The sequence below is a fragment of the Bradyrhizobium sp. Bra64 genome (assembly GCF_024519875.1).
Lineage (GTDB): Bacteria > Pseudomonadota > Alphaproteobacteria > Rhizobiales > Xanthobacteraceae > Bradyrhizobium > Bradyrhizobium japonicum_G.
Genome location: NZ_JALJRD010000004.1, coordinates 340,817 through 364,500 on the forward strand (window position 1 = coordinate 340,817; position 23,684 = coordinate 364,500).

Below are 23,684 nucleotides of genomic sequence, written 5' to 3' on the forward strand. Positions count from 1 at the left end.
ACGACATGACCGACCGACCGATCGTCCTCGTCACAGGAGGCGCGGGCTACATTGGCTCGCATGCCTGCCGCGCCCTGACTGCCGCCGGTTATCAACCCGTCGTTTATGACAATCTTTCGACGGGCCATCGCAACTTCGTCGCCGGCCCGCTGATCGCCGGCGATCTGCTCGACGGCGCGGCGCTGGCGCGCGCCTTCGCCGAGCACAAGGTCACGGCGGTGATGCATTTCGCGGCGGCAAGCCTCGTCGGCGAGTCCATGACCGACCCGCAGAAATACTACGTCAACAACGTCCAGGGCACGCTGTCGCTGCTGCAGGCGATGCGGAGTGCAGGCTGCCGGCGCATCGTGTTCTCCTCGACCGGCGCCGTCTACGGCAACGCCGATTCCAAGGCACTGCCGGAAGACTTCCCCTGCGCGCCGATCAATCCCTACGGCGCGTCGAAATGGATGATCGAGCGCATGCTCGCCGATTATCGCGCGGCCTATGGCTTCGGCGCGTTCTGCCTGCGCTATTTCAATGCCAGCGGCGCCGATCCGGCCGGCGGCATCGGCGAGCTGCGTGACAACGAAACCCACCTCATTCCGCGCGCCATGATGGCACTCCAGGGACATGTCGATTTCGCATTGTTCGGCGACGACTACGCCACGCCCGACGGCACGGCGATCCGTGACTACGTCCACGTGACCGACCTGGCGGCCGCGCACCTTGCGGCGTTGAAGCTGCTGGAGGAAGGACATTCCGGCGGCAGTTTCAATCTCGGAACCGGTGCGGGCTTCTCCGTGCGGGAGATCCTTGACGCGATCCGGCGGGAAACCGGGCGCGAGGTGCCGCACACCGTCAAGCCGCGCCGCGCCGGCGATCCCACTTATCTGGTCGCCGACCCCTCCGCCGCGCGAAAAGTGCTGAACTTCGCGCCGCGCCACTCCGACCTCTCCACCGTGATCCGGACCGCCTGGGCCTGGCACCAGAAAGCGCATCCACTCAAATCGCGCTAGGCGCCGTATTATCCTTGCTGGTCGGGACCCTTAGCGGCTAAAGAGATTGTCACAGTCAGCGGCGGCGACCATGCCGGCCGCCCTTGGCCGCCAATGGAAGCGGCACACGTGGCTCGACCAACAGCGCGAGCCGATTTTTCACAGCGAAGGCCACAATCGAGTCCGCGCATCGGCCTGCTTTCAGGCGCGGCCCAAGGAGCACGAATGCATCAGGCCGCAAGCCTGCAATTCGAGCGCGTGATGGGCGAGCTCGTCCTCTGGCATGCCGTGCCCGAGGACAAACGCTCGCCGGCACCGGCCTGGTGGTGGGGACCGGCGATGGCGGTGTTCGACGCGCGCGAACCGATGCGGCAGGCCTGGTGTCGTGAACTCGGCCTGGGCGACGGCTCGAGCTTTGCCGAAGGCGCGCATACCCTTCTCACGCTGTTCGCCGAACAAACCTCGCTTGCCTGGCCGGATGATTTTCCGTGCAAGGCGGCAATCAGGGAAGAGGACCTCCGCGAACTGCATCCGCAGCCGTCAGACGGCAGCGCGTTTCAGCCGTGACGCGGCGGCTTCGGCCGCGCCCAGATCGGGCTCCGGCTGGAGCGGCGGCGCAACGGGCAGGACCATCGGCCGCAGCAGTTCGGCCATCTCCCGCGCCGGCAGCGGCTTCGAGATCAGGAAGCCCTGCATCTCGTCGCAGCCGTGGGTGCGCAGGAACGCCTCCTGTTCGGCGTTCTCGACGCCTTCAGCGACGACCGTCATGCCGAGCGCCTTGCCCATGCTGATGATCGCCTGTGCGATCGCCTGGTCTTCCGAATCCTGCGGCAGGTCGCGCACGAAGGAGCGGTCGATCTTGATGGTGTCGATCGGGAAATGCTTCATCAGGGACATCGACGAATAGCCGGTGCCGAAATCGTCGATGGCGAGGCGGATGCCACGGCTCTGGATGGCGTCGAGCACCTTCAGCGCGCGCCCGACGTTGCGCATCATCATGCTCTCGGTAACTTCCAGCTGGAGCAGCACCGGCGACATGCCGCTTGCGGCCAGTGCCTCGTCGACGTCCTGCAACAGATGCTCGTCGGCGAACTGCCGCGGCGACAGGTTGACCGCCATCGACACCGGCAGCAGGCCGCGGCGCTGCCAGGCCATGGCCTGCGCGCAGGCCTCCTTCACCACCCAGCGGCCGATCGGCACGATCAGCCCGGTTTCTTCCGCAAGTGGAATGAACTGCGCCGGCGAAATGCTGCCGAGATCGGGGTGGGTCCAGCGCAGCAGCGCTTCCACGCCGGTGATCTGGCCGGTCTCCATGTCCACCTTGGGCTGGTAGTTCAGCGAGAACTGGTCGCGCTCCAGCGCCCGGCGCAGCGCGCTCTCCAGCGACAGCCGCTCGATCGACTGCGTCTTCACTTCCTTGGAGAAGAAGCGACAGCCGTTCTTGCCGTCCTCCTTGGCGAGATACATCGCCATGTCGGCGTTCTTGGTCAGCGTCTGCGCGTCGGAGCCGTTGGCCGGGTACATCGCGATGCCGATCGAAGCCGTGGTGTGGCACTCGTGGCCGGCCAGCTCCATGGGCTCGGCGAGCGCCGCCAGCAGCCCGGACGCGATGCGCTGGACGTCGTCGATCTCGCCGCATTGGTCGAGGATCACCACGAATTCGTCGCCGCCGAGCCGCGCCACCACGTCGCTTGCCCGCAGCGCACCGCGCAACCGGTTCGCCACTTCGAGCAGGAGCAGGTCGCCGGCCTCGTGGCCCAGCGAATCGTTGATCACCTTGAAACGGTCGAGGTCGATGAACAGTACCGCAAAGCGGTGATCGTGGCGCTGAGCTTCGTCGATCGCCTCGCGCAGCAGCCCGTTGAACGTCTCGCGGTTCGGCAGGTCGGTCAGGCTATCGTGCGAGGCGAGATATTCGATCCGCTCGTCAGCTTCGTTCTTCTCGTCTGCCCGATCGAAATTCTCCATCGCGAAGGAGACGTTGTGGGCGAGACGCTGCAGCAGCTCGACGAACTCGGTCGTGAAAGTGCCCGGTTCGGTCGACATGTAGATCATGACGCCAACGGCCTGATCATGCGCGACGAGCGGGAACGCCGCACCCGACCGTGCGCCATCGGCGCGGACGATGGGGTGGAATACGCGAACGCGATCGTCGTTGAGATAGTCGTTGCTGATGCAGGGCTGGCGGGTGCGGAACGCCGTGCCGCTCATGCCGCGGCCTTCCGGCCGGTCGGGGTCGACGGAGAGACGGACGCTGCGCGTGGTGTCGGCGGACGGCCCAGCGCTCGCGACGATCTCGAGCTGGTCGCTGTCGGCCCTGGCCAGTGCAATCGTGGTCGAGGTGAACTTGGCGCCGTCCGACGCCGCAAGGCACACGAGGTCGAACAGCTCGGCGCGCGACTTCGCCCGCATGATCGCTTCGTTGGTGGCGCTCAGCGCCGCAAACATGCGCGTCAGGCGCTCCTTCTGCGCCTCGGTGCGGGCCTTTTCCTCGGCGCGATCGAAATTATCCAGTGCGAACGACACGTTTTCGGCCAGGCGCCCGAGCAGCTCGACCATATCTGGCGTGAATGTGTTCTCTTCCGGCGCGAGGAAAAGCAGGATGCCGATCGGCTCCTGGCCCGCCCGCAGCAGTGGGAAGCTGGCAGCGGCCCGGGTTCCGTCTTCAGCCGCCTTGGAATGCCAATGCGCCGATCGCGGGTCGTTGAGATAGTCGTTGATCACACTGGGCCGGCGCGTGCGCAATGACGTGCCGATGATTCCCCGACCCTCGGGATGATCGGGAGAGACGTCGCAAGTACGTCCAACCATTCGCTCCTGGAGGCGTCCCTTGACCGCGACGACGCGAACCAGCTCGCGTTTTTCGTCCGTGATTCCGATGGTCGCCGACGCGAAGACGCCACCGAGCACGGCCGCCTGGCACGCAACCTCGAACAGCTCCTCGCGGGTCTTGGCGCGCATGATGGCCTCGTTCGTGGCGCTCAGCGCCTCGAACATGCCGCTCGACCTGCTGCGCTGCTTGTCTGCCTTCGCCTTCTCGTCGGCACGGTCGAAATTCTCCAGCGCGAAGGCGACATTGGCCTGCAGCTTGCGCAGCAACTCGACGAATTCACCCGTGAAGGTGTCGCGCTCCGGAGAGTTGAACAGGAACACGCCCTCGACGCGATCGCCGTTGAAGAGCGGCAGCGCCGCGGAGGACGCAATCCCGTTGCGACGGGCGCTCGGCTGCCAGGGCTTGATGCGGTCATCGGACAGCACGTCGTTGCTGACCGCGGGCTGGCAGGTGCGGAACGCAGTGCCGGTCAGCCCCCGGCCCTCGGGCACCTGGTCGGAGGTCGAGAATTTGAAGCTGCGGACCTGGTCCGCATTCGGTCCATAGCAGGCGACGACGCGCAGCAGCTCGGCGCGACGATCGGCGAGCGCAATGGTGACCGAGGTGAACTTGGCACCCTTGGCCGTCGCCTCGCAGACGAGGTCGAACAGCTCGGAGCGCGACCGCGCGCGCAAGATCGCCTCGTTGGTGGCGCTGAGCGCCGCATACATCCGGGCCAGGCGTTCTTCTTCCACGGCGATCCTGGCTTTGTCAGCCTCGCGTCCGAAATTGTCCAGCGCGAACGAGACGTTCTCCGCCATCCGCAGCAGCAGCGCGACGATCTCCTCGTCCTTGGCCCAGGACCGGCTGATGAAGAACAACAGGACGCCGACGCTTTCGCCGCGCCTGATCAGCGGCGCGATCACGCAGGCGGCAACGCCGGTGTTGATGTTGGCCTGCTCCCACGGCGAGCCCCTGGTGCGGCTGGCGAGATCCTCCTCGACGATGGCTTTTTGCGTCCGGAACACCTCGCCGGATATGCCCCTTCCATAGGGATTGTCCGGATCGATCGAGTAGCGGGCCTGGGTGACCAGTTCGAGGTTCTGTCCGGTGGACGCGACCGGAATCATCCAGTGCGAATCCGGTTCGCGGAGCAGAACGATGGTCGCCAGCGACTTGCCGCCATGGACGGAGGCGTCGCACACGAGCTGGTACAGCTCCTGCTCGGTCTTGGCGCGCAGGATGGCTTCATTGGTTGCGCTGAGCGCGCCGAACATGCGGTTGAGCCGGCGGGTCGCCCGCTCACCGGTCTGCCGCGCGGTCTCGCGCGCGTAATTGTCCAGCGCATAGGAAATGTTGGCCGACATGCGCTCGAACAGCGACACCATCTGCTCGTTCAGCGAGCCTGCCTCGCGGCGGGTCACGTACAGCACGCCGACGCTCTTGCCGTTGCAGAGCAGCGGCAATGCTGCCGCCGCGCCGATCCGGGCCTCGGCCGCGCCCGCGCGCCACGCCAGCGATCGCGGATCGTTCAGATAGTCATTGCTGACGCACAGTTTCTGATCGCGAAAAGCTTCGCCGCCAACGCCCAACCCTTCGGGTGTGCCGGCGTCCGTCGTGATCGTGATGGAGCTCAGCCGCGGAATGTCATCGCCGCAGCCGGCCGCAAACTGCAGCCGCCGGCCATCCGCTCCGACCAGGAACACGGCAACGGCCAAAAAATCCCCGCTCGAAAACCCGGCGTCGCAGACCTTCTGGTACAGCTCGTCCGGCGATTTCGCGTAGAGGATCGCTTCGTTTATGGCGCTCAACGCCGCAAAGGTGCGCGCGAGTGTCGTCGGCACGATCTCAGCTCCCGGGCATTTCTGCCTATTTATCCCGGGCACTTTATGAACGGCCATCGCCTAAACGGACGTTATTGCGCGCCGCAAACCATCGATCAAAGTGAACGAGCTGCGAACGCCCTTCGCCAAACCGTCGAAAATACCGCCGCGCGGGACGTATCCTCGACCGAGTGCGCGGTCTCTTTACGAATTTGCAGCCCTGTGTTGGTTTACGGGAGATTGATATCGCAGCCGCGCTTTGAGACGATGGCTGCCAACGAGCCGCCCGTTAAGGGCACCAAGCCGGGGAAACGCCATGCCGATCGTCAAGGCCGACCGCCTCACGCGCATCAGCGCTGTGCTGCTCCGTGCCGCCGGGGCTTCCGAGGAAGAGGCCGACGCGGTCGCCATCGGCTGCGTCAACGCCAATCTCGCCGGCCATGATTCCCACGGCGTGATCGCCGTTCCCACCTATATCGACCGCATCAAGGCGGGCCACATCGTGCCCGGCGCCAAATGGTCCATCGTCCAGGAATCGCCGACCACGACCGTGATCGACGGCCATTGGGGGTTCGGCTTCCACGTCAACGCCAGGGCGATGGCGCTGACGATCGAGAAGGCGAAGACCGCAAACGTCGCCGCCTGCACCGTGTTCCGGCAGAGCCATGTCGGCCGCCTCGCCGCCTATCCGCTGATGGCGATGCGCGAAGGCATGATCGGGATCGCAACCGCCGATTCCGGCCGCTCGCCGAAGCACGTGGCGCCGTTCGGCGGCAAGGAAGCGCGGCTCGGCACCAACCCGATTTCGATCGCCGTGCCGTCGGATCTCGACGCGCCGTTCTACCTGGACATGGCGACCTCGGCGGTCGCGGCCGGCAAGATCCAGCTCGCGGTCGCCCGCGGCGAGGAGATCCCGACGGGCTGGATCATCGATGCCGAGGGACGGCATACCACCGACCCCACTCAGTATCGCAAGGGCGGCGCGCTGCTGCCGCTCGGCGGCACCGAGGGCTACAAGGGCAGCGGCCTCGCCGCCATGGTGGAGGTGCTGTGCGGCCTGCTCACCGGTCTCGGCTTCGGTGTCGAGCCCACGGGGCGGCACAATGACGGATGCTTCATGGCGGTGTTCAATGTCGCCGCGTTCCGCCCGCTGCAGGAGTTCAAGCGCGAGGTCGGCGAGTTCGCACGCTATCTGAAATCGACGCCGCCATCCGCGGGCAGCACGGGGGTCTACTATCCCGGCGAGCTCGAGGGCCTGCGCGAGCAGCAGCGCCTGCGCGACGGCATCGAGATCGAGGATGCGACCTGGGACAAGCTGCGCTCACTGGCGCAGGACTACCGGCTCGACACCATCCTCGATCTGGCCTGACCGAATTTTGGAGAAAAGCAGCATGACGCGGCAGATGGTACTGGTCGGCTTCCTCCAGGCGCAGAACTGCACGAACTTGCCGAGCTCATGGCGGCATCCAGACTCACGCAATGATTCGATGTCGGCGGATTATTATCAGGAGATCGCCAGGATTCTGGAAGCCGGCAAGTTCCACATGGCCTTCTTCGATGATCGCCTGGCGATGCCGGACCGCTACGGCAATGACCACGCCCACACCGTCGAATACGGCATCCGCTGCGTGAAGATGGACCCGCTCATCGTGCTGACCACGATGGGCCTCGTCACCCAAAATCTCGGTTTGGGGGCGACCTGCTCGACCACGTACTACGAGCCATTCGACGTCGCGCGCCGCTTTGCAACGCTCGATCTGATGTCCGGCGGGCGCGCGGGCTGGAACGTCGTCACGTCGCTCAATGACGGCGAGGCGCTCAACATGGGGCGCGACTCCCATCCCGAACATGATTCCCGCTACGACAAGGCCGACGAGTTCATGGAGGTCGTGCTCGGCCATTGGGACACCTGGGAAGACGGCGCGCTGATCATGGATAAAAAGAGCGGCCGCTTTGCCGATCCGAGCAAAGTGAAGCGGCTCGATCACACGGGACCGGCGTTCAAGTCGCGCGGTCCCTTCACCGTGCCGCGCTCGGACCAGGGCCATCCCGTCATCATCCAGGCCGGCGCGTCCGGCCGCGGCCAGCGCTTTGCAGGCCGATGGGGCGAGGTGATCTTCACCGCCGCGCGCAACCTCGCTGCGGCCAAGGACGGGTATGCGGCGGTACGTAACGAGGCCGCGAAGGCCGGCCGCGATCCCGACCAGATGTTCCTCTGCAACCTGACGACGCCGGTCTGCGCCGCGACCAAGAGCGAAGCCGAAGACAAGATGGCGCTGATCAACAAGCTGCCGCTCCAGATCGACGCGCTGTCGCTGCTGGCCGAAGCGCTCAACTACGATTTCGCTTCCAAGGACCTCGACGAGCCGCTGACGACGGACGAGCTCAAGAGCATGCAGGGCATTCTGGGCATCCGCGACGGCGTGCTGAAAAATTCCGGCAAGAGTAATCCGAGCGCGCGCGACTTCGTCACCTTCTCCGGCCGCGGCCAGGTCCAGGATGCGATGGTCGGCGGCCCCAAGGAGATCGCGGACAAGCTCGAAGAAATGTTCGTCGAGCGCGGCTGCGACGGTTTCGTCATCGCCGCGACCTACGTGCCCGGCTCCTACGCCGACTTCGTGCACCACGTGGTGCCGGAATTGCAGCGGCGTGGCTTGTTCCAGAAGGAGTATCGCGGCAAGACGCTGCGGGAAAATCTCGGCTTGAGGCGGCCGGCCGCCGGCGCCTGGAAAGTGCAACCGCGCGATGCAGCGGAGTAACAACGAGGACACGACATGCGCTGGCTGAAATTCACCGCCTCGAACGAGACCTCCTGGGGCATCGTCGAGGGTGATCAGGTGGTTGCGGTCGACGGCGAACCGTTCGGCGAATGGCAGCGCACCTCGCGCACGCTTCCCTTGTCGCAGGTCAAGATCGAGTTGCCGCTGATCCCGCGGACGTTCTATTGCGTCGGCCTGAACTATCTGAAGCACCTGAAGGAAGCCGCCGACAAGCGCGGCGAGGTACCGGCCGTGCCCGATCGTCCCGAGATCGGCTATCGCGCCCAGAACGCGCTGATCGCGCATGACGAGGAGGTCGTGATCCCCTCCTTTGCGACGGACAAGATCCACTACGAGGGCGAACTGGTCGTCGTCATCGGCAAGAAGGTGAAGCATCTCACCAAACAGAACGCGATGGATTGCGTATTCGGCTACACCATCGGCAACGACGTCAGCGAACGAAGCTGGCAGAAGGCCGACCGCAGCCTGTGGCGCTCGAAGAACGCCGACACCTTCAAGCCGATGGGCCCATGGATCGAGACCGAAGCCGATCTCGCCAAAATGCAGACGATCGTCAGGGTCAACGGCAAGGAGACCAACCGCTTCCACACCAACGACATGATCTTCGGCGTGGTCCCGTTCCTGGTCGAGCTGACGAAATACTTTACGCTATGGCCCGGCGACGTGATCTGGATGGGCACTGACGGCGCCTCGCCGGACATCAAGCATGGCGACGTCGTGGAGATCGACATCACCGGCATCGGGACATTGCGGAACAGATTTGTGCGGGAGCATCGGTAGCTGTTGATCCTCATCCTGAGGAGCTTGCGAAGCAAGCGTCTCGAAGGATGAAGGCCCGGCTGCAGCCTCGCCCTTCGAGACGGCCGCTGCGCGGCCTCCTCAGGGTGAGGAGACAGATTTGAATACGCCGCAAACTCAAAACGGCAGCGCCACGCTGGTCTTGATCTCCTTCAGCACCACGTTGCTGCGGACGTAGCGAATGCCGGGGATGCGGAACATGAACTCGTCGAGGAATCTGTTGTAGGCGGCCATGTCCTGCACGACGACGCGCAAATGGTAATCGGCATCGCCCGTGGTCGCAAAGCACTCCAGCACCTCACGCCGCGTGGTCACGCGCGCGACGAACTCGTCGACGAATTTTGCGTCGTGCCGCTCCAGCGAGACGTGGAGGATGGCCGACATCGCAAAGCCCGCCTGCTCGCGCGCGACAAGGGCCGCATAGCCCCGGATGACGCCGCTCTCCTCCAGCGCGCGCACACGGCGCCAGCAGGCCGAGGTCGACATGCCGACCTCATCCGCGAGCTGCTGGTTGGTGGCGCGGCCGTCATTCTGGAGGTGGGCCAGAATCCGCGCGTCCTGGTCTTCGATCATGGGAGCCTCTCGATCCGATCGATCCTACCAGTATCTGCCACCTGGTGCAAAAATCTACCGAATTGTCGACCTGATACGGGACAAATAGGTAAGACCTACCGCCATCCCGGGCATAACCTTCCGGTATTCGGCAAATGCCGTGCGAGGCCCGCCATGGACGCCATTCCATCACTCGACAGCTACGAACTGCCTGACCGCTACGATCGCGACGAGGGCCGCGTCTTCCTCACGGGCACGCAGGCCATCGTCCGCATCGCGCTCGATCAGGTCAGGCGCGATCGTGCGGCAGGGCTGAACACCGCGGGCTTCATCTCAGGTTATCGCGGCTCGCCGCTCGGCGGCATCGATCTGGAGCTGTGGCGCATACAGGAGCGGCTGAAGCGCGACCGCATCGAGTTCCTCCCCGCGGTGAACGAGGATCTCGCCGCAACCGCCGTGCTCGGCTCGCAGCAGGTCGAGACGCAAGCCGACCGCGAGGTCGAGGGCGTGTTCGGGCTCTGGTATGGCAAGGGCCCCGGCGTCGACCGCTCCGGCGATGCGCTCAAGCACGGCAACGCCTACGGCTCCTCGCCGCATGGCGGCGTGCTGGTGGTCGCCGGCGACGACCATGGCTGTGTCTCCTCCTCGATGCCGCATCAATCCGATGTCGCCTTCATGAGCTGGTTCATGCCGACGCTGCACCCCGCGAACGTCGGCGAATATCTCGAATTCGGTGAATATGGCTACGCGCTGAGCCGATTCTCCGGCATGTGGGTTGGCTTCAAGGCGATCTCGGAGATCGTGGAATCCGGCGCCTCCGTCGCGCTGCGCCCGCCGCGCGCCTTCCGCACGCCCGACTTCACGCCGCCGCCGGACGGCCTGCATTATCGCTGGCCCGACCTGCCGGGCCCCCAGATCGAGGAGCGGCTGGAGGCGAAGAAGCATGCGGTCTACGCCTTTGCCAAAGCCAATCCGATCGATCGCCACATCTACGACATTCCCGGCGCCACTTACGGCATCGTCACGACGGGCAAGGCGCATCTCGACCTGATGGAAGCGTTGCGGCTGATAGGCCTCAATGAGGCGGCCTGCCGCAGCATCGGCATCGACGTCTACAAGGTCGGCATGGTCTGGCCGCTGGCGCTGCACGACGCCATGGACTTCGTGAAGGGCAAGCGCGAGATTCTCGTGGTCGAGGAGAAGCGCGGCATCATCGAGAGCCAGTTCAAGGAATATTTCTACGACTATCCCGGCTCAAAACCCGAGCGCATGGTCGGCAAGCACGACGAGCGAGGGGCTCGGCTGATCTCCTGGATCGGCGAATTGTCGCCGCGCGTGCTCGCCGGCGTGCTGGCGCGGCGGCTCGATCCGATTTTTCCGGGGCTCGATCTCACCGCGCGTGCAGCCGCGCTGCTGCCGGAGGCGGCGCGCACGATCAACGTCTCGGGCGCAACGCGCACGCCGTATTTCTGCTCGGGATGCCCGCACAACATTTCGACGAAGGTGCCGGAAGGCTCGAAAGCGCTGGCCGGCATCGGCTGCCACTTCATGGCGAGCTGGATGGACCGCGAGACCTCCTCGCTGATCCAGATGGGCGGCGAAGGCGTGAACTGGGCGGCCTCGTCACGGTTCACCGGCCACAAGCACGTCTTCCAGAACCTCGGCGAAGGCACCTATTATCATTCCGGCTCAATGGCGATCCGGCAGGCGATCGCCGCCAAGGCCAACATCACCTACAAGATCCTGTTCAACGACGCCGTCGCCATGACCGGCGGCCAGCCGGTCGACGGCCCCATCAGCGTGCACGCGATCGCGCACAGCGTCCGCGCCGAGGGCGTTGAGCGCATCGCGCTGGTGTCGGACGATCCCGCGCAATTTTCCCCGGCGGACCTGCCGATCGGCGTCGGCCTCCATCCGCGCGAGGAGATGGACAGCGTGCAGCGCGAGCTGCGTGACGTCTCCGGCGTCTCGGTGCTGATCTACCAGCAGACCTGCGCCACCGAGAAACGGCGCCGGCGCAAGCGCGGCGAGATGGCCGACCCGAAACGCTTTGCCTACATCAACGATCTCGTCTGCGAGGGCTGCGGGGACTGCTCGGTCGAATCCAACTGTCTCAGCGTCGAACCCAGGGAGACGCCGTTCGGACGCAAGCGCAGGATCAACCTCTCAACCTGCAACAAGGATTTTTCCTGCCTCAATGGATTCTGCCCGAGCTTCGTCACCGTTGAGGGCGCGACGCGCCGGAAGAAGAGCGCGAGCCTGATCGACGCGGTCAGCCACGCGGGCACGCTTGCCCTGCCCAACCCCGCAACGCTCGATCCTCCCTACGATTTGCTCGTCACCGGCGTCGGCGGCACGGGCGTGATCACGGTCGGCGCGCTGATCGGCATGGCGGCGCATCTCGAACGACGCGGCGTCTCGGTGCTTGATTTTACCGGCTTTGCGCAGAAGTTCGGGCCTGTGCTGAGCTTTATCCGGATTGCTGCAAGTCCCGAGGCGCTGCATCAGGTGCGCATCGACCAGGGTGCGGCCGATGCGCTGATCGGCTGCGACATGGTCGTCAGCTCCTCGCCGAAGGCGTCCGGCACCTATCGGAAAGGCACACGCGCCGTGGTCAACACCGCGGAGATGCCGACCGGAGACGTCGTCCGCTTCCGCGACGCCGACCTCGCCTCCCCCGCCCGCCTGCGTGCGATCGGTCGGGTGATCGGTGAGGATAAGCTCGACACGATCAATGCCAACGCGCTCGCCGAGCGTCTGCTCGGCGATGCCGTCTATGCCAACATCATCATGCTCGGCTTTTCCTGGCAACGCGGCCTGGTGCCGGTCTCGCTGCACGCGCTGCTGCGCGCGATCGAGCTCAACGGCGTCGCGATCGAACGCAACAGGCAGGCTTTCGCCTGGGGCCGGATCGCGGCTGCAGATCCGGACCTCTTGCCCAAAGTGGATGAAGCGCTCAAGGCCGAGACGCTCGACCAGCTCATCGACCGTCGCGCGGATTTTCTCACCGCCTATCAGGACCGCGCCTATGCGACCCGTTATCGGGCGATCGTCGCAAAGGTCCGCGACGCCGAATCTTCCGTGGACGGCACGGCGCTGACCGAGGCGGTCGCGCGCGCCCTGTTCAAGCTGATGGCCTACAAGGACGAGTACGAGGTGGCGCGCCTGCACATGCAGAGCGGGTTCCTGGACGAACTGAAGCGCGAATTCGAGGATGGCTTCAGCATCAAATATCATCTCGCGCCACCCTTCCTGCCGTCAGGGATCGACGGCCGCGGCCGGCCGCGCAAGCGCGCCTTCGGCCAGTGGATCCAGTTGCCGTTCGCCATGCTGGCGCGGTTGAAGGGATTGCGCGGCACGCCATTCGATCCATTCGGCTACACGGCGGACCGGCGCGCCGAGCGGGAGCTGATCAGCTGGTACGATGACGTGGTCAAGCGGATGCTCGACGGCCTCGATGCGGCGCATCTGCCAAATCTCGTCGCCATTGCAAAAGCCCCGATGGATATCCGCGGCTACGGGCCGGTCAAAGACGCCGCGATCGTGAAGGTCAAGGCCGAGGTCGAGCGGCTGTTCTCCGAGCTCGACGCGCCATCGCCCGCAAAGATGCGCGCTTACGGTTGACGGGGCGACGACGAGGCTTCAGCCTCTGAACCCGAGGGGTGCCCTGATGGCACCCCTGCAATCGGGTGACGCATCATGGATTTCGATCAGTTGACCTTGACCCAGGCCGCAGCCGACCTTCGCGCCGGAAAAGTCACGAGCACCGCGCTCACGACGGAAGCTCTTGCCCGTGCCAAGGCCAATGCCGATCTCAACGCCTTCGTCACTGTGGATGAGGCCGGCGCCCTGAGGGCCGCGGCTGCATTCGATGCGGAGGGGGACAGGGGCAAGCCGCTCGGCGGCGTTCCCATCGTGATCAAGGACAACATCGAGGTGGCCGGGCTACCCTGTAGCGCCGGCACGCCCGCGCTGAAGGATTATGTCCCAAAGGCCGACGCGCCGGTCGTGGCGAAGCTACGGGCCGCGGGCGCGGTCATCATCGGCAAGACCAGCATGCATGAGCTGGCCTTCGGCATCTCCGGCTACAACACCGCCTTCAAGACCGGCAAGGAGTTCGGTGTCCGCAATGCCTATGACCGCACGCTGATCGCCGGCGGCTCCTCATCCGGCACGGGCGCCGCGCTCGGGGCGCGGATCGTCGCGGGTGGGCTTGGGACCGACACGGGCGGATCGGTCCGGGTGCCGGCCGCGCTGAACGGATGCGCCTCGCTGCGACCGACCGTCGGACGCTATCCGCAACAGGGCATCGCGCCGATATCCCACACCCGCGACACCGCGGGCCCGATGGCCGCCACCATGGCCGACGTCGAGTTGCTGGACCGTGTCATTGCAGGCGGCGATGCCACGCAGCCGGCCGACCTGAAGCAGGTCCGCATCGGCATCGTGAAGACCATGCTCGCCAATCTCGATGCGGATACCGAAGCCGCCTTCCACGCGGCCGTCGCGACAATCAAGGCGCAGGGTGTCACGATCGTCGAGATCGAGATGCCGCAACTGGCTGAGCTCAACGGGCAAGCCAGCTTTCCCGTCGCGCTGTACGAGGCCTATGACGATCTGGTCGCCTATCTCGCGCATACCGGCACCGGCATCACCATCGAGGCGCTGGCCAGGGAGATCGCCAGCCCCGACGTGAAGGGTACCTATGATGGCCTCGTCATCCCGCGCAAACTGCCCGGCCCCGACGACACGCTGGTCGACGCCAGGCCGATCTACGACCACGCAATCAAGACCGCGCGTCCCGCGCTGCAGGCGCTCTACGGCAGGACCTTTGCCGATAATCGGCTCGACGCCATCGCCTTCCCGACCACGCCGCGCGTGGCGATCGCGTCCAATCCCGACTCCAGCAGCCTCGAGAATTTCGGTCTTTTCATCCAGAACACCGATCCCGGCAGCAATGCCGGCATTCCCGGCATCCAGATTCCCATTGCGCTGGGCGCCACCTGCAGATTGCCGATAGGTCTCGAGCTGGACGGGCCGGCAGGCAGCGATCGGCGGCTGCTCGCGGTCGGCATGGCGCTGGAAAGGCTGTTCGGGCGACTCCCGGCGCCGCGCCGGTCATGAATACGGATTGATCAGCTTCTGCTGCTCGGCGCTGTGGTGCACGAGCATGTCGATGAAGGTCCTGACCTTCGCCGACAGATGATGACGGTGCGGATAGACCGCGTTCATCGACATCTCGACGGGACGATATTCCGGCAGGAGGCGAACGAGGTGACCGGCCTCGAGATCGTCCTGGATGAGAAATCCGGCCATCAGGCAGACGGCAGCGCCTTCCAGGGCCACCTTGCGCAGGGCCTCACCGCTATTGGTGATGAAGCTGCCGGAGATCCGCACCGATGCCGGCGTGCCCTTGCGATCGAAGAAGCGCCAATCGTCACCGAAGGGATAATTCAAATGACGGCCGCAATTGTGCGCGGCGAGCTCGTCGAGTTTCTGCACGCGGCCATGCCTTTCGAGATAGTCGTGCGAGCAGCACAGCACGTGGCGCCAGGTGGCGAGGCTGCGGACGATCAGGCTCGAATCCGGCGGCGAGGTCATCCGCAGGGCGACGTCATAGCCTTCCTCGATGAGGTCGATTTCGGCCTCGCCCATGCGCAGATCGATCTTGAGCTCCGGATAGGTCGACAGGAGTTTCGCCACCACGGGCGCGACGAACGGCACCATGTGTGTGGCGACGTGGACCCGTAGCGTGCCGCGGGGCACCGACTGCAATTCGCTCGCGATGTCGTCGGCCTGTCCGATATCGGCGAGGATCTGGACGCAGCGGTCGTAGTAGGCCTTGCCGATCTCGGTGAGGCTGACCCTGCGTGTGGTGCGCTGAAGCAGCCTCACCCCAAGCCGGTCTTCCAGCGCCTGAACGTGATTGCTCACCATGGTGGTCGACATGTTGAGCTTGCGAGCTGCTGCAGAGAACCCACCGGTCTCGACCACGCGGCTGAAGACTTCGAGGCTGGTCAATCGGTCCATGCCGCCTGATTATCCGCTCTCGGTCGACAATCGCAAGGTATTCCCCTGGATTATCCATCCGATCATCTCGTGCAGCAGGGGCGCAGACGTTAGCAGCAATCGCTCGACAGACGCGGCAATCGCTCTGGGGCAGCCGCACCTCTGGTTCGCTAAACCCCCTGCAGACCAGGGCCGGGAGCTGGGACTATCCGCTCCTACTGGATAATCCTTCCGGCATTTCACCGATTATCGCTCGACCTGGAACGACCGATAGTCCCTGCGAGCCGATAGGAGACCGCGATGTCCGAGATGCCCCGCAGCGAGAATTTCCAGCAAGCAACTGAAATCACTGATGATTACGTCAAGCCGTCGGTGCGTATGCCGACCCGGAAGATGGTCCAGCGCGCGGCGCTGGTGCTCGCGCTCCTCGCCGGCACGGCAGCGATTGTCTATTACGGTCACGACTACTGGATCAACGGCCGCTTTCTCGAGACGACCGACGACGCCTATGTCAAGGCGGACTCCACGATCGTCGCGCCGAAGGTTTCCGGCTACATCGCGAAGGTCCTGGTCGGCGACAACGAAAAGGTCAAAGCCGGACAGGTGCTGGCGAAGATCGACGACCGTGACTTCAAGGCGGCGCTCGGTCAGGCCCGCGCGGATGTCGCCGCCGGCGAAGCCTCGGTGCGCAACATCGACGCGCAACTCGCGCTTCAGCAGCCGATCATCGAACAGGGCACGGCCGATGTCGCCGCCGCGGACGCCAATCTGAAGTTCGCGCAGGAGGAGCGCGCTCGTTACGACGACCTGATGAAGTCGGGTTCCGGCACGATTCAGCGCGCGCAGCAAACCGATGCGGCGCTGCGCGCCAGCAACGCGCAATTGCAGCATGCCAAGTCAGGCCTCGTGGCCGCACAGCGCAAGGTCGACGTGCTCACCACCCAGCGCGCCCAGGCCACAGCCCAGCTCGAACGCGCTCGTGCAGTCGCAGACCAGGCAGAGCTGAACCTGTCCTATACGGAGATCACCGCGCCGGTCGACGGCACGGTCGGTGCGCGCTCATTGCGCGTCGGCCAGTTCGTGCAGGCCGGCACGCAGTTGATGGCCGTGGTGCCGCTCGATGCAGTCTATGTGGTCGCGAATTTCAAGGAGACCCAGCTTACCCATGTGCGTCCGGGCCAGCCGGTCGAACTGCATGTCGACAGCTTTCGCGATCGCACGCTTCGCGGTCACGTCGACAGCCTTTCGCCGGCGAGCGGACTCGAGTTCGCGCTGCTGCCCCCCGATAACGCCACCGGCAATTTCACCAAGATCGTGCAACGCGTGCCGGTGAAGATCGTGTTGGACGACCACAGCCTGACCGGCCTGCTACGCCCCGGCATGTCCGCGGTGCCGACCGTAGACACCAAACCCGCCGGATGACCGTTCCAGGACTTCGTCGATGATCGAAACCGTCCGCCGAATGCATCCTGTCTCCGTCACCGGGACGAGGCTTCCATGAGCACGCTTCAACCGACCGTCAACGCCGCTGCCGACGTTCCCGCCGCCACGGCGCCCGCCGCGCCGGCGGTGTCCGCAAAAACCTGGATCGCCGTGATCGGCGCGACGCTCGGCGCCTTCATGGCAGTGCTGAACATCCAGATCGTCAATGCCTCGCTCGCCGACATCCAGGGCGCGATCGGCGCCGGCATCGACGACGGCGGCTGGATCTCGACCTCCTATCTGATCGCGGAGATCGTGGTGATCCCGCTTTCAGGGTGGCTCGCCCAGGTGTTCTCGATCCGGATCTACCTCCTCACCAACGCGATCCTGTTCCTGCTTTTGTCCGCGGCGTGCGCGCTTGCGCAGGACCTGCCGCAGATGATCGTGCTGCGCGCTGTCCAAGGCTTCTCCGGCGGCGTGCTGATCCCGATGGCCTTCACGCTGATCATCACGCTGCTGCCGCGGGCCAAGCAGCCGGTCGGCCTTGCGCTGTTCGCGCTGTCGGCGACGTTCGCGCCCGCAATCGGCCCGACCATCGGCGGCTATCTCACCGAGAATTTCGGCTGGCAGTACATCTTCTACGTCAACCTCGTCCCCGGCGCGATCATGGTCGGCATGCTCTGGTACGCGCTCGACCCCAAGCCCATGAAGCTGACGCTGCTCCGCGATGGCGACTGGGCCGGCATCATCACCATGGCGATCGGCCTGTCGGCGCTTCAGACCGTGCTGGAAGAAGGCAACAAGGACGACTGGCTCGGCTCGCCCTTCATCGTCAAGCTCTCCGTCATCGCGGCCGTCGCGCTGACCGCCTTCCTGATCATCGAGCTCACGGTGAAGAAGCCGCTGTTGAACCTGCGCCTGCTGGTCCGCCGCAACTTCGGCTTCGGCATGCTCGCGAACTTCCTGCTTGGAATCGCGCTGTACGGCTCGGTCTTCATCCTGCCGCAATATCTCGCCCGCATCCAGGGCTACAACGCCGAGCAGATCGGCATGGTACTGGCATGGACCGGTCTGCCGCAGCTCCTGCTGATCCCGCTGGTGCCGCGCCTGATGCAGAAATTCGATGCGCGCATCATCATCGGCGTCGGCTTCGTGCTGTTCGCGGCTTCCAATTTCATGAACATCACCATGACCAATGACTATGCCGCCGACCAGCTGCTGTGGCCGAACGTCGTCCGCGCCATCGGCCAGGCACTGGTGATGGCGCCGCTGTCGGCGGTGGCCACGGCTGGCATCGAGGCGGAGAATGCTGGCTCGGCTTCCGGCCTGTTCAACATGATGCGCAATCTCGGCGGCGCCGTCGGCATCGCGCTACTCCAGACCGCGCTGACCAAGCGCGAGCAGTATCACTCCAACGTGCTGACGCAGTCGGTTTCGCTGTTCGAGCAGGCCACCCGCACGCGGCTGGAGCAGCTCACGCGGTATTTCATCAATCACGGCATTCTCGACCGCGCCGATGCGTCGCATCGCGCCTATGTCGCGATCGGCCATGTCGTGCAGAAGCAGGCCTACATCTTCGCATTCAGCGACACCTTCTATCTGCTCGGCATGGCGCTGATCGTCGCGCTCGCCGCAGTCCTCTTCCTGAAGAAGGCCGGCCCGACTTCGGCCGGCGGCGCCCACTGAAATCAACCTAGCAAGCAAGGAGATCGACCATGAAACCCCGCATGAACTTCTACCAGGCAGCCCCGGACACGATGAAGGCGCTGATGGCGCTGGAAGAGCAGATCCAGTCGACGGGCCTCGAGAAATCGCTGATCGAGCTCGTCAAGATCCGGGCCTCGCAGATCAACGGATGCGCCTTCTGCATCAACATGCACACCGAGGACGCCCGCAAGCGCGGCGAGACCGAGCAGCGCATCTATCTGCTCAACGCCTGGCGTGAATCCCCGCTCTATACCGATCGCGAGCGCGCCGCACTGGCCTGGACCGAGTCGGTGACGCTGATCTCGGAGACGCACGCACCTGACGACGTCTACGAACAGGTCCGCACGCAATTCTCCGATGCGGAGACGGTGAACCTGACCATGCTGATCGGCGCCATCAATGCCTGGAACAGGATCGCAATCGCGTTCCGTGCGGTGCATCCGGTGAAGGTGAAGGCCTCGGCGGCGTAGGCCGCAGCCAAATCTCGTAGGGCGGGTAAAGCGAAGCGTGCCCACCTCTTTTGGGCAACCGCGAAGAAGACGTGGGCACGGCGCAAGCGCGCCTTTGCCCACCCTTACGATAGCTGAGTATGTGGCTTAGACCGCCGTCGCCTTGGCGAACTCCACGTAGATCTCGCGAAGCCGCGCCGCCATCGGGCCGGGTTTGCCGTCGCCGACCTTCTTGCCGTCGATCGCAACCACCGGCTGGACGAACAGCGAGGCCGAGGTGGCGAAGGCTTCCTTGGCTGCAAGCGCTTCGGCGACCGTGAACGAACGCTCCTCGACACGGAGCTGGCGCTCCTCGGCGAGCGCGACCACCGCCTTGCGGGTGCAGCCCGGCAGGATCGCGTTGGAGTTCTTGCGAGTCACGATGACGTCGTCCTTGGTGAGGATGAACGCCGAGGACGAACCGCCTTCGGTGACATAACCGTCTTCGAGCATCCACGCTTCGCCGGCGCCGGCTTCGGCTGCGGCCTGCTTCGCCAGCACCTGGGCCAGCAGCGCCACGCTCTTGATGTCGCGCCGCTCCCAGCGGATGTCGGGCACGGTGATCACGTTGATGCCGGTCTTGGCTGCGGCCGAACCGATGATGTCTTTCTCCGAGGTGAACATCACCAGGCTCGACTTGACGTCGCCCTTGGGGAAGGCGAAGTCGCGGCCCTTGTCGGCGCCGCGCGTGACCTGGAGGTAGACGAGGCCGTTCTCGACCTTGTTGCGCGCAATCAGCTCCTTCTGGAGCTCGGTGATGCGCTCGAGCGTCTCCGGAAGCTTCAGCTTGATCTCGCCGACCGACCGCTCCAGCCGCGTCAAATGCGAAGCGTTGTCGATCAGCTTGCCGTCGAGCACGGCCGAAACCTCGTAGATGCCGTCCGCAAACAGGAAGCCGCGATCCAGGACCGAGATCTTGGCGTCCGAGAGCGGGACGAATGAGCCGTTAACGTAGGCGATCGAGTCCAAGGCAGGTCTCCTGGCGGGAATAGGGATTACCCGCCGGTATAAGGGATTTGTTGTTGCCACGAAACCCTCAACCCGTCATTCCGGGCCCGCGCCGGGCGGCACGTCCCGGAATGACGGCGGGATCAGTGGGACAAGATCTTCGACAAGAACTTCTGCGCGCGGTCGCTGCGCGGCTTGCCGAAAAAGTCTTCCTTCGCCGCGTCCTCGACGATCTCGCCGCGGTCCATGAAGATCACGCGGTTGGCGACCTTGCGGGCAAAGCCCATCTCGTGGGTGACAACCATCATGGTCATGCCTTCATGAGCGAGATCCACCATGACGTCGAGCACCTCGCTGACCATTTCCGGGTCGAGCGCCGAGGTCGGCTCGTCGAACAGCATCACGATCGGGTCCATCGCAAGCGCACGCGCGATCGCGACGCGCTGCTGCTGGCCGCCAGACAGGTTCGCGGGAAACTTTTGCGCCTGCTCCTTGAGGCCGACGCGCTCCAGCAGCTGCATGCCTTTCGCCATCGCCTTGTCGCGCGACCGGTCGAGCACCTTCTGCTGCGCAAGGCAGAGATTGTCGATGATCTTCAGATGCGGGAACAGCTCGAAGTGCTGGAACACCATGCCGACGCGCGAGCGCAGCTTGGGCAAATTGGTCTTGGGGTCGTTGACCTTGGTGCCGTCGACGCTGATGTCGCCGCTCTGGAACGGCTCCAGCGCATTGACGCACTTGATCAGGGTCGACTTGCCCGAGCCCGAGGGGCCGCAGACCACCACGACCTCGCCCTTGGTGACGCTGGTTGTGCAATCGGTCAGCACCTGGAAGCTCGGGCTGTACCATTTGTTGACGTGGCTGATTTCGATCATGAGCGGCTAGCCCTAGCGAATGATGGCGATGCGCGCCTGCAGTCGGCGGACGCCGAAGGACGCGATACAGGAAATGGTGAAGTAGACGACGGCCGCGAACAGATACATTTCGACGAGGCGCCCGTCGCGCTGCGCGACCTTGCTCGCCGCGCCCAGGAAGTCCGTGATCGAGAGGACGTAGACCAGCGAAGTATCCTGAAACAGCACGATGGTCTGCGTGATCAGCACCGGCAGCATGTTGCGGAAGGCTTGCGGCAACACGACGTAGCGCATGGTCTGGGCGTAGGTCAGCCCCAGCGCGCTGGCCGCGGCCGGCTGGCCGCGCGAGATCGACTGGATGCCGGCGCGCATGATCTCGGAGAAGTATGCCGCCTCGAACATGATGAAGGTGATGAGCGAGGATGCGAAGGCGCCGACACTGATCGGACGCGAGGCGCCGGTCACCCATTGCCCGATATAAGGCACCAGGAAGTAGAACCAGAAGATCACCAGCACCAGCGGCAGCGAGCGCATGAAGTCGACATAGACGCCGGCGATGCGCCCGAGGATCTTGTGGCCGGACAGCCGCATCAGCGCGAGCGCCGTGCCGAAGACCAGGCCGCCGAGGGCTGCAAGCGCCGTCAGCGTCAGCGTGAACCTCATCCCCTCAAAGAACAGATAGGGCAGCGCACGGCGAATGACGTCGAAATCGAGATTGGCAAACATCGCTATTTCCCCGTGATGTAGCCGGGGATCGCGACCCAGCGTTCGAGGAAGCGCATCGCGGTCACGACAACGGCGTTGACGAGGAGATAGAGCAGGGTCGCGGCGGTGAAGGCTTCGAACACCTGGAACGAGAATTCCTGCATCGAGCGCGCCTGCCCGGTCAGCTCGAGCAGACCGATCGTGATCGCGACCGCCGTATTCTTGATGGTGTTGAGGAATTCGGAGGTCAGCGGCGGCAGGATGATGCGGAACGCCATCGGCAGCAGCACGTAGCGATAGGCCTGCAAGGTGGTGAGGCCCAGCGCAGTGGCCGCCATCTTCTGCCCTCGCGGCAGCGAGCCGATACCGGCCTGCAGCTGAACGGCCACGCGCGCCGACATGAAGAAGCCGATGCCGATCGCCGCCGTCCAGAACGGCGCGTTCGGCAGTTGCTTCAGCCAGGTACCGGCAGCCTTCGGCAGCAACTCCGGCAGCACGAAGAACCACAGGAAGAGCTGCACGAGCAGCGGCATATTGCGGAAGAATTCGACCCAGCAGAAGCCGAACCAGTCCGCGCCCCGGGAGGGAAGCGTGCGCATGACACCGACGAGCGAGCCGAAGATCAGCGCGATGATCCAGGCGAGCGCGGCCGTCTTCAGGGTCAGCACCAGTCCCGACAGCAGCATGTCGAGATAGGTGCCTGTCCCCATCGGGTTCGGCTCGAAGAAAATTCCCCAGTTCCAGTGGTAGTTCACGTGTCCCCCGCGCGAACGCGCCAATCATAGATATCCCGGGCGCCTATGCAAATGTCCGGCCACTCTGGTGTCAAGAGTGGCCGGACACGATCTCGATCTCTGGGACCGAGGATCTATCTTACTTGTAGTCGTCCGGGTTCGGCGAATCCGTGGGCTTCGCGAACTCGTTCTTCAGCTCGGGCGAGATCGGTGCGTTAAGGTTCAAGCCCTTCGGCGGGATCTTCTGGGTGAACCACTTGTCGTAGATCTTCTGGCCTTCGCCCGAGGTGTAAAGCGCGGCGGTCGCCGCATCGACCACCTTCTTGAACGGCGCGTCGTCCTTGCGCAGCATGATGCCGTAGGGCTCAGGCTTGGAGAACGCGTCCTTGGAGATGACGTAGTCGCCCGGCGACTTGGAGCCGGCGACGAGGCTGGCGAGCAGGATATCATCCATCACGAAGGCGACCGCGCGGTCGGTCTCGACCATCAGGAAGGCTTCGGCGTGGTCCTTGGCCGGGATGATGTTGGCGCCGAGCTTTTTCTCGACGTTGGCCTCGGTGAGCTGCTTGATGTTGGTGGTGCCGGCGGTCGAGACCACCGTCTTGCCCTTGAGGTCGTCGATCGACTTCAGGCCGCTCGACTTCTTGAAGACGTAGCGGCTGGCGGTCAGGAAGTGGGTGTTGGTGAAGGCGACCTGCTTCTGGCGCTCGGCATTGTTGGTGGTCGAGCCGCATTCGAGATCGATGGTGCCGTTGGCCATCAGCGGGATACGGGTCGCCGAGGTCACCGGATTGAGCTTGACCTCGAGCTTGTCGAGCTTGAGCTCCTTCTTCACGGCGTCGACGATCTTGTAGCAGATGTCCATCGCGAACCCGACGGGCTTCTGGTTGTCGTCGAGATAGGAGAACGGGATCGAGGAGTCGCGGAAGCCCAGCGTGATGGCGCCGGTGTCCTTGATGTTCTTCAACGTGCCGGTCAGCTCCTGGGCCCCGGCCTGGCTGACGGCGAAGGTCGCGGCGAGCGCGAGGCCGATGCTACGGAAATGTTTCACTATTTTGGTCCCCTTTCAGGATGA

At 64.6% G+C, this 23,684-nt stretch carries 18 protein-coding genes; 10 read left to right on the top strand and 8 right to left on the bottom strand.

Annotated features, from left to right (window positions below):
* The first annotated feature begins 5 nt into the window (after window positions 1-5).
* Entirely contained in the window at window positions 6-998 is a 993-nt protein-coding gene (galE, locus tag NR187_RS16650) for a UDP-glucose 4-epimerase GalE (protein ID WP_211381375.1), read from the top strand.
* A gap of 204 nt (window positions 999-1,202) precedes the next feature.
* Window positions 1,203-1,544, top strand: coding sequence for a hypothetical protein (locus tag NR187_RS16655; RefSeq protein ID WP_211381374.1), 342 nt, complete (start codon window positions 1,203-1,205; stop codon window positions 1,542-1,544).
* Here the strand turns inward: NR187_RS16655 and NR187_RS16660 are convergent.
* A complete protein-coding gene (locus tag NR187_RS16660) occupies window positions 1,518-5,633 on the bottom strand; it encodes a GAF domain-containing protein (RefSeq protein WP_211381373.1) in 4,116 nt (1,371 codons plus the stop codon). The genes NR187_RS16655 and NR187_RS16660 overlap by 27 nt on opposite strands.
* A gap of 295 nt (window positions 5,634-5,928) precedes the next feature.
* On the opposite strand from NR187_RS16660, the gene NR187_RS16665 reads away from it, so the two are divergent.
* From NR187_RS16665 to NR187_RS16675, 3 genes are read left to right on the top strand one after another with little or no spacing between them, the layout of a single operon-like run.
* On the top strand, window positions 5,929-6,981 hold the full coding sequence (locus NR187_RS16665; protein ID WP_211381372.1) for an Ldh family oxidoreductase: 1,053 nt from the start codon (window positions 5,929-5,931) through the stop codon (window positions 6,979-6,981).
* 22 nt (window positions 6,982-7,003) lie between these two features.
* On the top strand, window positions 7,004-8,371 hold the full coding sequence (locus tag NR187_RS16670; protein ID WP_211381371.1) for an LLM class flavin-dependent oxidoreductase: 1,368 nt from the start codon (window positions 7,004-7,006) through the stop codon (window positions 8,369-8,371).
* 15 nt (window positions 8,372-8,386) lie between these two features.
* Window positions 8,387-9,172, top strand: coding sequence for a fumarylacetoacetate hydrolase family protein (locus NR187_RS16675; protein WP_256807073.1), 786 nt, complete (start codon window positions 8,387-8,389; stop codon window positions 9,170-9,172).
* A 135-nt stretch (window positions 9,173-9,307) separates the two neighbouring features.
* On the opposite strand, the gene NR187_RS16680 is transcribed toward NR187_RS16675, so the two are convergent.
* Window positions 9,308-9,763 (bottom strand): Lrp/AsnC family transcriptional regulator, encoded by a 456-nt coding sequence (locus tag NR187_RS16680; RefSeq protein ID WP_211381369.1) that lies wholly within the window; start codon window positions 9,761-9,763, stop codon window positions 9,308-9,310.
* 153 nt (window positions 9,764-9,916) lie between these two features.
* Between NR187_RS16680 and NR187_RS16685 the strand changes: the two genes are divergently transcribed.
* Both NR187_RS16685 and iaaH read left to right on the top strand, forming a co-directional pair.
* On the top strand, window positions 9,917-13,366 hold the full coding sequence (locus tag NR187_RS16685) for an indolepyruvate ferredoxin oxidoreductase family protein (protein ID WP_211381368.1): 3,450 nt from the start codon (window positions 9,917-9,919) through the stop codon (window positions 13,364-13,366).
* A gap of 75 nt (window positions 13,367-13,441) precedes the next feature.
* Window positions 13,442-14,866, top strand: coding sequence for an indoleacetamide hydrolase (iaaH, locus tag NR187_RS16690; protein ID WP_211381367.1), 1,425 nt, complete (start codon window positions 13,442-13,444; stop codon window positions 14,864-14,866).
* On the opposite strand, the gene NR187_RS16695 is transcribed toward iaaH, so the two are convergent.
* A complete protein-coding gene (locus NR187_RS16695; RefSeq protein ID WP_211381366.1) occupies window positions 14,861-15,772 on the bottom strand; it encodes a LysR family transcriptional regulator in 912 nt (303 codons plus the stop codon). The two genes, iaaH and NR187_RS16695, sit on opposite strands and share 6 nt — an antisense overlap.
* A 279-nt stretch (window positions 15,773-16,051) precedes the next feature.
* On the opposite strand from NR187_RS16695, the gene NR187_RS16700 reads away from it, so the two are divergent.
* The 3 genes from NR187_RS16700 to NR187_RS16710 all read left to right on the top strand — a co-directional run bounded on the left by NR187_RS16700 (window position 16,052) and on the right by NR187_RS16710 (window position 19,350).
* Window positions 16,052-17,173, top strand: coding sequence for an HlyD family secretion protein (locus NR187_RS16700; RefSeq protein WP_211381365.1), 1,122 nt, complete (start codon window positions 16,052-16,054; stop codon window positions 17,171-17,173).
* A gap of 75 nt (window positions 17,174-17,248) precedes the next feature.
* Complete coding sequence (locus tag NR187_RS16705) at window positions 17,249-18,859, top strand: MDR family MFS transporter (protein WP_256807074.1); 1,611 nt, start codon at window positions 17,249-17,251, stop codon at window positions 18,857-18,859.
* Window positions 18,860-18,888: 29 nt separating this feature from the next.
* Window positions 18,889-19,350 carry a carboxymuconolactone decarboxylase family protein gene (locus NR187_RS16710; protein ID WP_211381363.1) on the top strand — a complete coding sequence of 154 codons (462 nt, stop codon included), beginning with the start codon at window positions 18,889-18,891 and terminating at the stop codon, window positions 19,348-19,350.
* A gap of 126 nt (window positions 19,351-19,476) precedes the next feature.
* Here the strand turns inward: NR187_RS16710 and NR187_RS16715 are convergent, their stop codons facing one another.
* From NR187_RS16715 to NR187_RS16735, 5 genes are all read right to left on the bottom strand, one after another.
* Entirely contained in the window at window positions 19,477-20,337 is an 861-nt protein-coding gene (locus NR187_RS16715) for a D-amino-acid transaminase (RefSeq protein ID WP_211381362.1), read from the bottom strand.
* 122 nt (window positions 20,338-20,459) lie between these two features.
* Window positions 20,460-21,191, bottom strand: coding sequence for an amino acid ABC transporter ATP-binding protein (locus NR187_RS16720; RefSeq protein WP_211381361.1), 732 nt, complete (start codon window positions 21,189-21,191; stop codon window positions 20,460-20,462).
* 12 nt (window positions 21,192-21,203) lie between these two features.
* A complete protein-coding gene (locus NR187_RS16725; protein WP_211381360.1) occupies window positions 21,204-21,896 on the bottom strand; it encodes an amino acid ABC transporter permease in 693 nt (230 codons plus the stop codon).
* A gap of 2 nt (window positions 21,897-21,898) precedes the next feature.
* Window positions 21,899-22,630: an amino acid ABC transporter permease gene (locus NR187_RS16730; RefSeq protein WP_211381359.1), complete on the bottom strand. Its 732-nt coding sequence runs from the start codon at window positions 22,628-22,630 to the stop codon at window positions 21,899-21,901.
* Between the two features lie 118 nt (window positions 22,631-22,748).
* On the bottom strand, window positions 22,749-23,660 hold the full coding sequence (locus NR187_RS16735; RefSeq protein ID WP_211381358.1) for an amino acid ABC transporter substrate-binding protein: 912 nt from the start codon (window positions 23,658-23,660) through the stop codon (window positions 22,749-22,751).
* Between the last annotated feature and the right edge of the window lie 24 nt (window positions 23,661-23,684).